Genomic DNA, 13952 nt, shown 5'->3' with positions numbered 1-13952 from the left:
CGTCACCCGAACACTTCGGACGTGATGGTCCGGAACCAGTCTGCCGCATAGGCCGCCTCGAGTTTCCGGGTCTCCGGCGGCGCGTCGAGCGGGCTGACGCCGCCCGCACCTTCCACATCGGCCAGCACGCCGCTCTGCGGCCGGTACACGCCCGCGATCGATATGCCGTAATCCGGCGCCACCAGGCTGTAGCAGGTGTTGATGAGCTTCGGCGCCGTGGGGTCGCGGCCCGCGAGGAGCTCCGCCACAGCGGCCGCGCAAACCTTCGCCTGGGCGTTGGCGGAAAAAGCGGATTTCGGCATGCCGCCCGCGATGATGGCATCTCCGACGAGATGGATGTTCGGCCGGAGCCGCGACTCGAAGGTCACCGGATCGACGGGGCACCAGCCGGAACGATCCGCCACGCCCGCGATCTGGGCGATCGAACCCGCCCGCTGGGGTGGAATAACATTGGCGACCGAAGCGCTCTGCCGGCCGAAATCCGTCACGAAGGTTCGGGTGGACGGCTCGACACCCGTCACCTGCCCTCCCGCGGCGAGCGGCACCCACTCGAGATGGTCGGGGTAGAGGGCCTTCCAGCCCTGCTCGAACAGGCGCTGCTTGGAGAATGTGTCCTTCGCGTCGAGCACGATGAGCTTCGAGCGAGGTTTCCGGGTCTTGAGGTAATGCGCGATCAGGCTCGCCCGCTCATAGGGCCCGGGCGGGCAGCGATAGGGGTTCGCCGGCACGGACATCACCACCGTCCCGCCATCCTCCATGGCGTCGAGCTGACGCTGGAGAAGGAGTGTCTGCGGGCCTGCCTTCCAGGCGTGCGGCATCGCCTCGGCCGCATCCTCGCCGTAGCCTCGGAGCGCATCGAAGCGGAGATCGATCCCGGGCGCGAGGACGAGCCGATCATAGGTCAGCCTGGCGCCGTCGCCGAGCGTCACGCGCCGTGCCGTTGCATCCACCCCGGTCGCACTCGCATGGACGACGTCGATCCCCTCGGCTCGCACGCCGTCATACCCGAAATGCTGCGCCGTCATGGGCCGCAGGCCGGCGATCACCTCGTTAGAGAACGGGCAGGCCGCATAGACCGGATTGGCCTCGACCAGAATGACGTCCGCACCGGCGCGCTTCAACTCACGCGCCGCTGTCGCGCCACCAAATCCGCCCCCGATCACGACGACCTTCGGTCGGGCCTGGGCGATCGCGGGTCGGGGGATCGCCGCCGCGAGGGTCGAGCCGGCGAGGCCCGCGAGAACGGTGCGGCGCCGCGGGTGAGAGTCATTCCGGGAGGAGCAAGCGCGAAAACCTCTCACCGCTGCCGCTCCAGCCATTCGGCAATCGCGAGCGTCTCCTCGGGAGAGAAGCCACGGGCGATCGGGGTCATGACGGTCCCGGGCCGCTCACCAGCCCGGAAGGCGGCCATGGCCTCGGTGATCTCAGGGGCCGGCCTGCCGGCGATCGGCGGCATGACAGCGCCCTGCCCGGGATGCGGCGCATGACACCCGCTGCAGGACGAAGCCCCGGGCGGAGCACTCTGCGCCTTCACGGCGACGGACATCGCCGCGATGGCGCAGAGCAGCCAGACGGGCCGCATCACGCGCGGCGCAGATCCGTGTTCTTGATCGGGATCTGCCGGACGCGCTTGCCGGTGGCCGCGAAGATCGCGTTGAGGACCGCCGGGGCCGCCACCGCGATGGTGGGTTCGCCGACCCCACCCCAGAACCCGCCGGACGGCATCACGATCGTCTCCACCTTCGGCATCTCGTCGAGGCGCAGCACCTGGTAGCTGTCGAAGTTCTGCTCCACGATCTTGCCGTCCTGCACCGTGCACTCGCCATAGAGCGCTGCGGACAGGCCATAGACGAACGAGCCCTCCACCTGCGCCTCGATCTGCTGCGGGTTCACGGCGTAGCCGGGATCGGTCGCGGCGACGATGCGGTGGATCTTGAGCACGCCGCCGTCGCTCACGGACACCTCCGCGACCGCCGCCGTGTAGCTGCCGAAGCCCATGATCTGCGCGATGCCGCGCCCGCTCCCGGCCGGCATCGGCTTGCCCCAGCCGGCACGCTCGGCGACGGCGTTCAGCACGGCGAGGTGCTTCGGGTGCTTCGTCATCAGCTTGCGCCGGAACTCGAGCGGGTCCTGCCCGGCCGCATGGGCGAGTTCGTCCATGAAGCTCTCGAGGTAGATCGCGTTCGGGTTCGTGTTCACGCCGCGCCAGAAGCCCGGCGGCACGTGCGGGTTGCGCATGGCGTGGTCGATCAGGATGTTCGGCACCGTATAGCCGATCGCCGCCTCCGCCCCGCTCGGGTTGAGACCCTGGAAAGTGACCGGGTCGCGCCCGTTCTGCAGGTTCTGCGGCAGCAGCCCGGCCAGGATCGACTGGCCCGAGATGCGCATGTGCAGCCCGACGAGACCGCCCTTGTCGTCCAGCCCGCCGACCAGCTTGCACTGCGTGATCGGGTGGTACTTGCCGTGGACCATGTCCTCTTCGCGGGACCAGATCAGTTTCACGGGCGTGCCCGGCATCTCCTTGGCGATGAGCACGACCTGGCGCACCCAGTCATGCGCCGCGCCGCGCCGGCCGAAGCCGCCGCCGAGATGGATCTTGTAGACGTCGCACTTGCTTGCGGGCAGGCCCGCCGCCTCCGAGGTCGCGGCCAGCGCCGCCTCGCCGTTCTGGGTAGGCGTCCAGAGCTCGCACCGGTCCGGCGTCCAGATCGCAGTGGCGTTCATCACCTCCATCGTGGCGTGGTTCTGGAAGGGATAGCCGTAGACGGCCTCCACCTTCTTCGCCGCGCCGGCAATCGCACCGGCCGCGTCGCCGCTCTGGTTGCCGATGAAGGCCTCCTTGGCGTCAAGCCCCTCCTTTAGGGTCGCCATGATGGTCTCGCTCGAGACCTTGGCGTTCGGGCCCTCGTCCCAGGTGACGGGAAGCGCATCGAGCGCCGTCTTCGCCCGCCACCAGGTGTCGGCGACCACCGCGACCGCCGTGTCCCCGACCTGGAGGACCTTCTTCACCCCGGACATCCCCTCGACGGCCTTGGCGTCGAAGCTCGCGACCTTGCCGCCGAAGACAGGGCAATCCTTGATGGCGGCGTTCAGCATGTCCGGCAGCTTCAGGTCCATGCCGTAGACCTGCTTGCCGGTGAGCTTCTCGGCCGTGTCGAGCCGCGGCAGCGGCTTGCCGGCGATCGTCCAGTCCTTCGGGTCCTTGAGCTTGATCTCCTTGGGCGGCTCGATCTTCGCCGCCGCCTCGGCGACCTTGCCGTAGGTCGTCGTACGCCCGGAGCCCGGATGCGAGATGACGCCCTTCTGCACCCGGCACTCGGCTGCCGGCACGCCCCAGCCATTCGCGGCTGCCTGGACCAGCATGATGCGCGCCGCCGCGCCGCCCTGGCGCATGTACTCGTGCGATTCGCGCACCCCGCGGCTGCCGCCGGTCGAGAAGTTTCCCCATACGCGGTTGCGCGCGAGGCTCTGGCCGGGCGTCGGGTACTCGGTCGTGACCTTCGACCAGTCGCATTCCAGCTCCTCGGCCACGAGCTGTGCGAGGCCGGTGAGCGTGCCCTGCCCCATCTCGGACCGCGCGACGCGGACCACGACCGTCTCGTCCGGGCGGATTACCACCCAGGCATTCACCTCGGGGGAGCCCGGGATGGTCTGCGCCGCCGCCTCGTCGAGCGGCAGGTGGAAGCCGAGGCTGAGGCCGCCGGCCACGGCGGCCGTGCTGGCCAGGAAGCCGCGCCGGGAGAGCGCGCCGGCGGATGCGTGAAGCTCGGTCATCTCGCCCTCCCTCAGCCGCGGCCGACCTCGCCGCCTTCGGCGGCGAGCTTCACCCCTGCGAGGACCCGGTTGTAGGTCCCGCAGCGGCAGATATTCGTGATCTCCGAGCGGATCTGCTCGTCGGTGGGCTTGGGCGTCTGGGCCAGCAGCGCCGAGGCCGCCATGATCATGCCCGGCTGGCAGAAGCCGCATTGCGGTACGTCCAGCGCGAGCCACGCCTTCTGGACAGGGTGCGAGCCGTCCGGCGACAGGCCTTCGATCGTGACGATTTTCTGGTCCTCGGTGATCGCCGAGACCGGCATGGTGCAGGCGCGGATGGCGGCGCCGTCGATATGCACCGTGCAGGCACCGCATTGCGCGACGCCGCAGCCGTACTTGGTGCCCGTGAGCCCGATCTGCTCGCGAATGACCCAGAGAAGCGGCGTGTCCGGCTCCACCTCGATGTCCCGAACGGTCCCGTTGACGTTCAATCGCGGCATTCGGCGTCTCCTCAGGTCTCGGGGATCATCAGTTGGATTTGGACGAAGTCAAATCCGAGTTGTGGCGACGGCGAGGCACGGGCGAAGGATCGTCGCCCCGGGCGAGCCGGATCCGGGATCCCCGGCTCCGTAGAGCTCCGCGCAAATCGCGCTCTGCACCATCGGCGTAGTGCGAACCGGCAATCAGAGTTCCATTGCACAAAACAAGCCGCGTCCCGCGCCCCAGATCTCGCTGCGTGAGCACCGGGAGCCCGGCGATGACGGCCTTCAGACCTGACCTTGCGGACACGGCCTGTACCCCGCCGACCTCTCCGGCGGAGCACCGGGGGATCGTCGTCTCGCGCGCCTCAGGAGCAGCAGCATGAGCATCTGGAACCAGCGCCGCGTCGAGCGGGATGCCCGCCTCGAGGCGGGTTCGAAGGTCGCGCAGGGCAAGATCGTTGCAGCTGAGGACAGGACCCTGCTTCTCGAAGCGGTCCTGCGTCCGGGCGATCGCGTCTGCCTCGAAGGCGACAACCAGAAGCAGGCGGACCTCCTCAGCAGCGCCCTACTCGCGGTCAATCTCGCGAAAGTGAACAACCTGCACATGGTGCAGTCCGGGGTGGTGCTGCCCGACCACCTCGATCTCTTCGAGCGCGGCGTCGCCAAGAAGCTCGACTACGCCTATTCCGGCCCGCAATCGGCGCGCATCGCGGCGATGCTCTTCGGCGGCAAGATCGAGCTCGGCGCCGTCCATACCTACCTCGAGCTCTTCGCTCGCTACTTCGTCGACCTCACGCCGAACGTCGCCCTGATCGCGGCCGTCAGCGCCGACCGGGACGGCAACCTCTATACGGGCCCGAATACCGAAGACACGCCGACTGTGGTCGAGGCGACGGCCTTCAAGGATGGCATCGTCATCGCGCAGGTGAACGAACTCGTCGGTCGGGTTCCGCGCGTCGATATCCCCGGTGACCGGGTGCATTTCGTCGTGCAGGCGAAGAAGCCGTTCTTCGTCGAGCCGCTCTTCACCCGGGATCCGGCGGCGATAACCGAGACGCAGATCCTCACCGCCATGCTGGCGCTCAAGGGGATCTACGCGCCCTACGGCGTGCGCCGGCTGAACCACGGCATCGGCTTCAGCACGGCGGCGATCGAGCTGCTCCTGCCGACCTACGGCGAGAAGCTCGGCCTCAAGGGCAAGGTCGCCACGCACTTCGCCCTGAACCCGCACCCGGCCCTGATCCCGGCGATCGAATCCGGCTGGGTCGAGCAGATCCACTGCTTTGGCTCGGAAGTCGGGATGGACGATTACATCCGGGCCCGCACGGACGTCTTCTTCACCGGCCCGGACGGATCGCTGCGCTCCAACCGCGCCTTCTCGCAGACGGCGGGCCTCTACGCCTGCGACATGTTCATCGGATCCACCCTGCAGATCGACCTGCAGGGGAATTCTTCGACCGTCACGACCTCACGCATCGCGGGCTTCGGCGGGGCGCCGAACATGGGCTCCGACGCGCGCGGCCGGCGCCATCCGAGCGAGCCCTGGCTGCAGGCCGGCAGGGAGGCCGACCCCGACGGGCCGGCGCCGCTGCGGCGCGGACGCAAGCTCGTGGTGCAGATCGGCGAGACCTTTGGAGAAAAGAACGCGCCGCTCTTCGTCGAACAGCTCGATGCACTCGCGCTCGCCGAGAAGCTGAAGCTCGAGCTCGCGCCCGTGATGATCTACGGCGACGACGTCACCCACATCGTCACCGAGGAAGGCATCGCGAACCTGCTGCTCTGCCGAAGCGTGGCGGAGCGGGAGCAGGCGATCCGCGGGGTCGCCGGATACACGGATGTCGGCCGGGCGCGGGACCGCGCGATGGTGCAGCGCCTGCGGGAGCGCGGGGTGATCCGCCGGCCGGAAGATCTCGGCATCGATCCGCTCGACGCGGACAGAAGCATGCTGGCCGCACACTCCATCAAGGATCTCGTCCGCTGGTCGGGCGGCCTTTACGCGCCCCCCTCGAGATTCCGGAACTGGTGAGGAGACGAACCGCCATGGAAGATCTCAGCTTCCGCCACAGCACGAGCCGGCCGGCCCGAGGAACGAAGCCGAGCGCCATCACGGGCGTGGTCGCATCCGGCAATCTCGAGGTGCTCGCCGAGCGCGTCCTGCCTGGGACCGAATGCCAGGTGGAGATCAGGACGGCTGCCGAAGGCTTCGGCGAGGTGTGGGAGGCCGTCATCTCGGACTTCGTCGAGCGCTATGCGCCCGGCGGCCTGCGCTTCTCGATCAACGACGGCGGCGCCCGCCCGGACACCGTTTCGCTCCGCCTCGCCCAGGCGGCACGCCTCATGGAGGACGACGCATGAAGCCCGCCGAACGGCCAGCGCCGAACGACACGGCCGAACCGAACCGCGCCATCAGCTGGTACGAGAGCTCCGCCCGTGCCCGGGTCGGGCTCCTGCTCGATCCCGGGAGCTTCGCGGAGTTCGTCGGACCCGAGAAGCGGGAAGTGAGCCCGCATCTGCGCGTCTTCGACCTCCCCGAACAGTTCGATGACGGGATCGTCGTCGGACGGGGCATGCTCGCCGGCAAGCCCGTCTTCGTCGCGGCCCAGGAGGGACGCTTCATGGGCGGCGCCTTCGGCGAGGTCCACGGCGCGAAGCTGACCGGGCTGCTCCAAGCCGCACGGGACCTCGGCTCCGTCCCGGTGCTGATCCTGTTCGATACGGGCGGCGTCCGCCTCCAGGAGGCGAATGCGGGCGAGCTCGCCATCGCCGAGATCATGCGGGCCGTGATCGAGGCGCGCCTTGCCGGCGTGCCCGTGGTCGGGCTGATCGGCGGCCGTGCCGGCTGCTATGGCGGCGGCGGTCTCATCTCTGGCTGCTGCTCGGCGCTGGCCGTTTCCGAACAGGGCCGCATCGCGGTCTCCGGCCCCGAGGTGATCGAGACGAACCGCGGCGTTGAGGAATTTGATTCCCGCGACCGCGCCCTCGTCTGGCGCACCATGGGCGGCAAGCATCGGCGCCTCCTCGGCGCCGCCGAGATCTTCGTCGACGACACCGTGGAGGCCTTCAGGGAGGCCGCGCTCCACCTGCTGGAACCGTCCGGCCATTTCGGCCTGCAGGCCGTCGAGGCGGAGCAAGCCCGGCTCGAGGATCGTCTCGCCCGCTTCGGCGCCTGCGCGGACGCGGTCGACATCTGGCGCGCGGAAGGCGTGCCGGAGCCGGAGGCCGTGCCGGCGCTTCCCGCCGAAGAGTTCATCGCCCTCGCCGACAAGGTCCGGAGGCCCAGCCATGACGCTCGCTGAGATCCTCGCCTCGCTCTTCCCGGACGGGCACGACATCGCCACGGAGCGTGGCCTCCTGCTCGGCTCCGCACCGCTCCCATCCGGTGGCGCCGCCACCGTGATCGGGGTCGCTGACCGCACGCCACTCGGCGTCGACGAGGCAATCCGGCTGTCCAGGCACGTCCTGGCTTCGATCCAGGGCGGCAGCAGCCCGATCCTGGTGATCGTGGACAGTGACAGCCAGCGCATGAGCAAGCGCGACGAGTTGCTCGGGCTGAACGAATTTCTGGCCCACCTCGCAAAGACCCTGATCTACGCGGACCTGCAGGGCCGTCCGACAATCGGGATCCTTTACGGCCACTCGGCCGCCGGGGCGTTCCTCGCGACCGCCCTCGCCACGCGCGTGCTGGTCGGCATCCCCGGAGCCGACCCGGCCGTCATGGACCTGCCCTCCATGGCCAAGGTGACGAAGCTCTCGATCGAGGTGCTGACGGAGAAGGCGAAGTCCACGCCGGTCTTCGCGCCCGGGCTCGACAACCTGAAGCGGACGGGAGCCGTCCATCTCGTCTGGGACCCAGCGAGCCCACTCGCCGACCAGCTCGCCGCCCTCTTCGGCGACCTTCCGGATGCGCGCGACCGCCGCGCCGCGCTCGGCAAGGAACGCGCCGGTCGTCCCAAGGCAGCCGACATTGCGGAGCGCGTCCGTGAACTCGCCGTGCAATCGCTCTGAGCGGCAACTCCAGCGCCACCAGCTCGTCTTCGTCAGCCCGGAAGGCTGGCGCGGAGCGCTGAGCGCGCATGCCAGCTGGCCGGTCGAGCCGCTCGTCATCTCCTGGGCGAGACGCGGCCTGCCGCTGGTCACGCGCCGCGCCCTTCCCGGGGAGGCGCCGGGCGTCACGCTCGGCCTGCCGCTCCCGCCTTCTGCCGGCAAGCGGCGGCTCTCGCTTCGCGTACGGCCCGGGGACATCGAGGCCGTCTGTCCGCCCCCGGCGCTCGGCGGGGTCATCCGGGACGCTCCGATCTCCTGGTGGCCGACCCTCGAGCGGCTCGGCAGGCTGGCATCGCGGCATGGCGCGGAGGCACGGGTCTTCGGCGGCCTGGCGTGGCAGAGCCTTACGGAGCTCGATTACCTGACGGCCAGCTCCGATCTCGACCTCCTCCTCTATCTCGGCCGCGGGACGGATCCCGAGGCACTCGCCGAAAGCCTCGCCGCGATCGAAGCCGCAGCCCCCATGCGCATCGACGGCGAGCTGATCCGGCCGGATGGCGCAGCCGTGAACTGGCGCGAGTTCCTTGGCTCCTCGCCGGAGGTCCTCGTGAAGACGATGGCGGGCGTGTCGCTCCTCCGTCGCGAAACCTTCGGCGACACGAGGATCGTCCATTGACCGCCGCCCTTCCCTCCCGAGCCGTTCTCGTCCGGCGGCGTCCAGCGCGCCCGACCGAAGCGGCGGAGATCGCGGCCTGCGCGGCGCAATGCCTTCTCCTGGAGGTCGAGACCTACCCGAAGCCGGGTCTCGTGAGCCATGTCGATGCCGGCAGCCATTCCGACATGGACGCGGCGACCTTCCGGGACAGCGCGGCGGCGATCACGCCGTACCTCGCAGACCTGGCGGAGGCCGGCGCCGCGGGGTGCGGGATGAGCCGGCTCCGCGTCATCGGGCTCGAGGCGGAAGCCGCCATGAGGGCTGCGACCTCGGGCGTGAACACGCATCGCGGCGCGATCTTCGGCCTGGGCCTGCTCTGCGCCGCCGCAGGCGCCCGGGCGGCGCGACGGATCCATCCTATCCTGCCGCTCGGCGAGATCGTCGCCCGTCTTTGGAGCGACGGGATCGTCGACGGCCCTACCCTCCTGCGCAGCCACGGCAGCATGGCTCGCCTCCGCTTCGGCGCGGGCGGCGCCAGGGTGGAAGCCGCGTTCGGCTTCCCGAGCGTCTACCGGATCGGGCTACCCGCCCTGCGACGAGGCCGGAGGGCCGCGCCAGGCGACGCCGAGGCCGCGCGCGTCGAGGCGTGCTTCGCCCTGATCGCGGCGGTCGAGGACACGAACCTCCTGCATCGCGGCGGCCCTGACGGCCTCCGCTTCGCGCAGGCGGCGGCGCAGGACTTCCTGGACCAGGGCGGCGTCTGCGCCTCCGGCTGGCGGGATCGCGCAAGGTCCATTCACGACAGCTTCGTCGCCCGTCGGCTCAGCCCGGGCGGCTCGGCGGATCTCCTCGCCATGACGCTGTTCGTCGATCTCCAGGAAAGGACGATCCCATGACCTTCGACGTCATCGTTCTGGCGCTCGCGCCGGTCTTCTTCGTCCTGGGATTGGGCTACGTCGCGGGCCGCCGCGGAATGGTCGAGAACCACCATGTCGAGACGCTGAACACCCTCGTCATGAGCTTCGCGCTTCCCGCGTCGCTCTTCGTGGCCACGGCATCCGCGACCCGGAGCCAGATGCTCGGTCAGGCGCCCCTGTTCGCGATCTTCGGCGGCGTGATGGTCCTGGTCTATGTCGGCTGGTACCTGATCGCCCGCTTCGTGCTGAAAGCCTCCCGGGCAGATGGCTCGCTGCAGGCGCTGACGATCGCCTTTCCGAACCTCGCCGGGGTCGGGCTTCCGATCTCCTCCTCCGTCCTCGGGGCAACCGGCGCGGTGCCGGTCGCGGTTGCGCTGGCGGCCGGATCGATCCTCGTGACGCCCCTGACCCTCATCATGCTGGAGATGACCACCGGCAACGGGGACGGAGAGGAGATGGGGATGACGCGGCGGATCCTCCGGGCGATCCGGCGTGCCGTCACCAAGCCCGTCGTCCTCGCACCGGCGCTCGGGATCGTGCTCTCCCTGTCCGAACTGCCTCTCGACCCGGTCCTGAAATCCTGCCTGATGCTGATCGGCCATGCGGCCGCGGGCGTCGCCCTGTTCCTCACCGGGCTGATCCTCTCCGCGCAGACATTCGAGATCGACTGGAAGGTCGCGGGCGCGACGGGTGTGGCCGACATCGCCCGGCCGCTTATCGCGGCCGCGATCGTGCTCCTCCTGCCGGTCTCGTCCGAGACGGCCAAGATCGCGATCCTCCTCGCGGCAATTCCCTCCGGGTTCTTCGGCATACTGTTCGCGGTGAACTACCGGCTCGATTCCGCCACGACCGGCTCGATGGTGACGGCCAGCACGGCGTTCAGCATCATCCCCATGGCGATCGCGATCGCCTTCCTGTTCCCCAGTTGAGCGCGCGGCATGACCCTGGCCATCCTGTGCTCCGGACAGGGCCCCCAGCACCGGGAGATGTTCGCGCTGACCGGCGATGCTCCGGAAGCTTCAGGCCTCTTCGCACATGCGGCAGGCCTCCTCGGCGGCCGCGATCCCCGCGAGCTCGTCCGGACCGCGTCGGATAAGGAACTCCACACCGACCGCACCGGCCAGATCCTCTGCACGCTGCAGGCCCTCGCGGCACAGACAGCCCTGCATCCGGCCCTCCCCGACCGGATCGTGGTCGCCGGCTACAGCGTCGGCGAGGTCGCCGCCTGGGGCGTGGCCGGTGCGTTAGACCCAGCCGATACCCTCGACCTCATCGCCCGACGGGCCGAGACGATGGACGCGGCCTCATCGCCCGGGGACGGCCTCGTCTTCGTTCGCGGGCTCCCCCGCGCCGCCGTCGAGCAGTTGTGCCTTCGTCATGACGCGGCGGTCGCCATCATCAATCCGGGGGATGCCTATGTGGTCGGCGGCCACCGTCCGCAGCTCGACGCCTTCCAGCAGGACGCCGCGGCGAGCGGCGCCGCGCATGTGGTCGCTCTGCCCGTCCAGGTCGCCTCGCATACGCCGCTCCTGGCTCCCGCCTCGAGCGCCTTCCGCGAGACCCTGCGCAAGGCACGGGTCACCCTCCCGGTACCCGGGCGGATCCGGCTCCTCAGCGGGATCGATGGCGCTCCGGTTCTCTCGGTGGAGACCGGCCTCGACAAGCTTGCTGCCCAGATCTCGCAGACCGTCAGATGGAGCGATTGCCTGCAGGCCTGCGTCGAGGCAGGCGCGACGGTCTTCCTGGAACTGGGGCCGGGTGCCGCGCTCGCGAAGATGGCCGCGGGTGCGTATCCGGACATCCCGGCGAGGTCGCTGGAAGATTTCAGGACGCTTGCCGGCGCGCGCACGTGGCTGGCGCGCTCCGCGAGGTCATGAGCACCTCCGGCGAGGTCATGACCCGGCGCTGCTGACCAGAGCGCATCCAGCTAAGCGGCGCGGCGGTCCCGGCGGACAGTCTCGCGCCAGCGATGCGGCGTCGTTCCCGTCAGCCGCTTGAACACCGTCGTGAAGTGGGCCTGGCTCTGGAAGCCGACCTCCAGGGCGATCTCGATCAACCGGTCCGTGCTGGCGATCATCCTCTCCTGAGCGCGCTCGATCCGCCGCGAAAGCAGGTATTCGTGCGGGGAGATCCCGCGCGCGGCCCGGAACTGCGCGGCAAAATACATGGGGCTGAGCCCAGCCGCGCGCGCCAGGTCGGCGAGAGCGACGCAACGTCCGAGATGATCGTCCAGAAAGGCATCGACACGTCTCAAGCGCCACTTCGGGAGCGGAGAAACGCTCCGCTTAGGGGCCGCGTCACCGGGCCGGCCAGCGCTGATGGCACGCGCCGCGATCATCAGCGCCAGCGAATGCGCGTAGAGGTCGCGGACGGACTCGTCCTGACCCTCGCCCCTGAGCGTGCTGACGAGCGTGCCGATCGCGTCGCTCGCCGCAGGTCGGGGGAGCACGATCACGGCGCCGCGGGAAGACTGAAGCGCACCACGAAGCTGTTCGGCGAGCGCTCCTTCGAGCGAGACCGCGAAGAGCCCCGTCTCGCGCTGCTCCCTGCAGCCCTTCCCTTCCGGCGCCAGGGCAAGCGTCGCAACGCGTCGCTGTTCCGAAAGCCGAAGCTCCAGACGGGTATGACCGAGGTCCATCGCCACGACGCAGCCCGCGGCGGCTTCCGCGCCATCGTCCACCTCGAGGCGATCGAGTGAGAGGGAGGCAAGCAGGCCGTCCGGCCGCGCTCCGGAGAAGCGGTTCGTGTCCGGGCCGTGGATGAAGTTGACGGTCATCTCTCTGCCTCGCTTCGCTGGTCACGGTCGAAGCTAGGCTTTTCGTGAAGAGCCAAGTATTGAACCGAGTGTTCGTTGCGTCCTGCCTTGGTTCGCAGGCCTCATACTCTGGTTTAGGATCGGTGGGAGGCCTTGTGGCGGCCGCGGACAGGCCGCCGGATCTGGCTGCGCCAGGGCCAAGGCGCCGCATCGAGCACTGAAGATCGCGTTGGGTTTCGGCTCAGTGCAGCGGCCGGCGGGCGGCCAACGCCTCTTCGAGGCATTGGATGATCGTGTCGCCATCGGCGGGCTTGCTCAGGAAGCAGTGGGCTCCGTTGGCCATGACCCGCCGGCGCACGGCATCGGTCGGGAACGCGGTCATGAAGATGATTGGGAAGCTTCGGCCGGCGGACACCAGGTTCTGCTGCAATTCGTCCCCCGTCATGAGGGGCATCTGGATATCGGCGATCATGCAGGCCGGCTCCTCCTCGAGCCGGTCGTGCAGGAACTCGGGCCCTGACCCATAGGTCCGGGCCTCGTAGCCGAGGGATCGCACCAAGCTCGCGAGGGACGTTCGCACTCCCTCGTCGTCATCGACGATCGCAATCGTTGGCGCCTGCGCCATGACAGTCCTCTGGCATCACTCTCGACGACAACGCCCGATGCTCGGCTGCGTTCTATATAAGCCTGCTGTCGGGACGCCGGAAATCATACGCAGGTTTGCTCTCAACGGGTCCGCGAACTGGAAAGTCCTAATGCCTGAGCCATTCGAACAAGGTCGGCGAGGGACTTAGCCTTCATCTTGCGCATGACGTTTCCCCGGTGGATTTTCACCGTGATCTCGCTCAATCCGATCTCGCCGGCCACTTGCTTGTTCATCAGCCCGGCAGTCACGTAGCCCATGACCTCGCGCTCGCGCGCCGTAAGACTGGCGTATAACGACTTCAGGTCGTTCTCCGCATCCAGCTCGCTCCGGCGTCGGGCATCGCGCTCGATGGCGCCCATCACGGCATCGAGCATGTCCTGGTCACGAAACGGCTTGGCCAGGAAATCGATCGCCCCTGCCTTCATGGCACGGACCGACATCGGGATGTCGCCATGCCCGGTCATGAAGATGATCGGCAGGTGGATTCCCATGCCGGTGAGTTGCTGCTGGAAATCCAGTCCGCTGACACCCGGCAACCGTACGTCGAGGACGATGCAGCCCGGCGTCTCCGGCATCGAGTCGCGAAGGAGGTCGGCCGGAGAGCCGAAAAGGAGGACGTCCAGGTCGACCGAGCGAAACAGGCTCCCGAGCGCATCCCGAATCCCGGGATCGTCATCCACGACCAGAACGGTGGGTCGCGCCGGCTTGGACTCGCCCGCCGTGCTCTTGCTGACATGCCGGATCATGGCGCTGGCATCCT

15 protein-coding genes are annotated in these 13952 nt (G+C 68.9%); 8 read left to right on the top strand and 7 right to left on the bottom strand.

From position 1 onward, the window contains the following. Window positions 1-2: 2 nt before the first annotated feature. The 4 genes from ACO2SS_RS15885 to ACO2SS_RS15870 are packed head-to-tail and all read right to left on the bottom strand — an operon-like array spanning window position 3 to window position 4253. The gene (locus ACO2SS_RS15885) at window positions 3-1301 is read right to left on the bottom strand and encodes an FAD-dependent oxidoreductase (RefSeq protein WP_423278671.1); all 1299 of its coding nucleotides are present in this window, start codon (window positions 1299-1301) and stop codon (window positions 3-5) included. Beyond that, window positions 1298-1582 carry a c-type cytochrome gene (locus ACO2SS_RS15880; RefSeq protein ID WP_423278853.1) on the bottom strand — a complete coding sequence of 95 codons (285 nt, stop codon included), beginning with the start codon at window positions 1580-1582 and terminating at the stop codon, window positions 1298-1300. The genes ACO2SS_RS15885 and ACO2SS_RS15880 overlap by 4 nt, the downstream gene beginning before the upstream one ends. Further along, window positions 1582-3774: a molybdopterin cofactor-binding domain-containing protein gene (locus tag ACO2SS_RS15875; RefSeq protein WP_423278669.1), complete on the bottom strand. Its 2193-nt coding sequence runs from the start codon at window positions 3772-3774 to the stop codon at window positions 1582-1584. The genes ACO2SS_RS15880 and ACO2SS_RS15875 overlap by 1 nt, the downstream gene beginning before the upstream one ends. Before the next feature lie 11 nt (window positions 3775-3785). Beyond that, the gene (locus ACO2SS_RS15870) at window positions 3786-4253 is read right to left on the bottom strand and encodes a (2Fe-2S)-binding protein (protein WP_423278667.1); all 468 of its coding nucleotides are present in this window, start codon (window positions 4251-4253) and stop codon (window positions 3786-3788) included. 361 nt (window positions 4254-4614) lie between these two features. On the opposite strand from ACO2SS_RS15870, the gene mdcA reads away from it, so the two are divergent. From mdcA to ACO2SS_RS15830, 8 genes are read left to right on the top strand one after another with little or no spacing between them, the layout of a single operon-like run. Then, window positions 4615-6261, top strand: a complete 1647-nt coding sequence (mdcA, locus tag ACO2SS_RS15865) for a malonate decarboxylase subunit alpha (protein ID WP_423278665.1) — start codon at window positions 4615-4617, stop codon at window positions 6259-6261. Between the two features lie 14 nt (window positions 6262-6275). Further along, complete coding sequence (gene mdcC / locus ACO2SS_RS15860) at window positions 6276-6590, top strand: malonate decarboxylase acyl carrier protein (protein ID WP_423278663.1); 315 nt, start codon at window positions 6276-6278, stop codon at window positions 6588-6590. Then, window positions 6587-7531, top strand: coding sequence for a biotin-independent malonate decarboxylase subunit beta (locus tag ACO2SS_RS15855; RefSeq protein ID WP_423278661.1), 945 nt, complete (start codon window positions 6587-6589; stop codon window positions 7529-7531). Before mdcC ends, ACO2SS_RS15855 begins: the two co-directional genes overlap by 4 nt. Then, entirely contained in the window at window positions 7518-8240 is a 723-nt protein-coding gene (gene mdcE / locus ACO2SS_RS15850; protein ID WP_423278659.1) for a biotin-independent malonate decarboxylase subunit gamma, read from the top strand. Before ACO2SS_RS15855 ends, mdcE begins: the two co-directional genes overlap by 14 nt. Continuing rightward, the gene (gene mdcG, locus ACO2SS_RS15845; protein ID WP_423278658.1) at window positions 8215-8895 is read left to right on the top strand and encodes a malonate decarboxylase holo-[acyl-carrier-protein] synthase; all 681 of its coding nucleotides are present in this window, start codon (window positions 8215-8217) and stop codon (window positions 8893-8895) included. Before mdcE ends, mdcG begins: the two co-directional genes overlap by 26 nt. Then, window positions 8892-9770, top strand: coding sequence for a triphosphoribosyl-dephospho-CoA synthase MdcB (gene mdcB, locus ACO2SS_RS15840; RefSeq protein WP_423278657.1), 879 nt, complete (start codon window positions 8892-8894; stop codon window positions 9768-9770). Before mdcG ends, mdcB begins: the two co-directional genes overlap by 4 nt. After that, window positions 9767-10720 carry an AEC family transporter gene (locus tag ACO2SS_RS15835; RefSeq protein WP_423278656.1) on the top strand — a complete coding sequence of 318 codons (954 nt, stop codon included), beginning with the start codon at window positions 9767-9769 and terminating at the stop codon, window positions 10718-10720. Before mdcB ends, ACO2SS_RS15835 begins: the two co-directional genes overlap by 4 nt. 9 nt (window positions 10721-10729) lie before the next feature. Further along, complete coding sequence (locus ACO2SS_RS15830; protein ID WP_423278655.1) at window positions 10730-11668, top strand: malonate decarboxylase subunit epsilon; 939 nt, start codon at window positions 10730-10732, stop codon at window positions 11666-11668. A 50-nt stretch (window positions 11669-11718) separates the two neighbouring features. Here ACO2SS_RS15830 and ACO2SS_RS15825 read toward each other — a convergent pair whose 3' ends face one another. From ACO2SS_RS15825 to ACO2SS_RS15815, 3 genes are all read right to left on the bottom strand, one after another. After that, the gene (locus ACO2SS_RS15825; RefSeq protein WP_423278654.1) at window positions 11719-12567 is read right to left on the bottom strand and encodes a helix-turn-helix transcriptional regulator; all 849 of its coding nucleotides are present in this window, start codon (window positions 12565-12567) and stop codon (window positions 11719-11721) included. Between the two features lie 220 nt (window positions 12568-12787). Continuing rightward, entirely contained in the window at window positions 12788-13171 is a 384-nt protein-coding gene (locus tag ACO2SS_RS15820) for a response regulator transcription factor (RefSeq protein ID WP_423278653.1), read from the bottom strand. 101 nt (window positions 13172-13272) lie between these two features. Further along, complete coding sequence (locus tag ACO2SS_RS15815) at window positions 13273-13938, bottom strand: response regulator transcription factor (protein WP_423278652.1); 666 nt, start codon at window positions 13936-13938, stop codon at window positions 13273-13275. Window positions 13939-13952: the final 14 nt, after the last annotated feature.

The sequence above is a fragment of the Enterovirga sp. CN4-39 genome (genome assembly GCF_049446235.1).
GTDB lineage: Bacteria > Pseudomonadota > Alphaproteobacteria > Rhizobiales > Beijerinckiaceae > Enterovirga.
The sequence above is the reverse complement of the archived record's forward strand: the minus strand, read 5'-3'. Positions and strand labels throughout refer to the sequence as shown.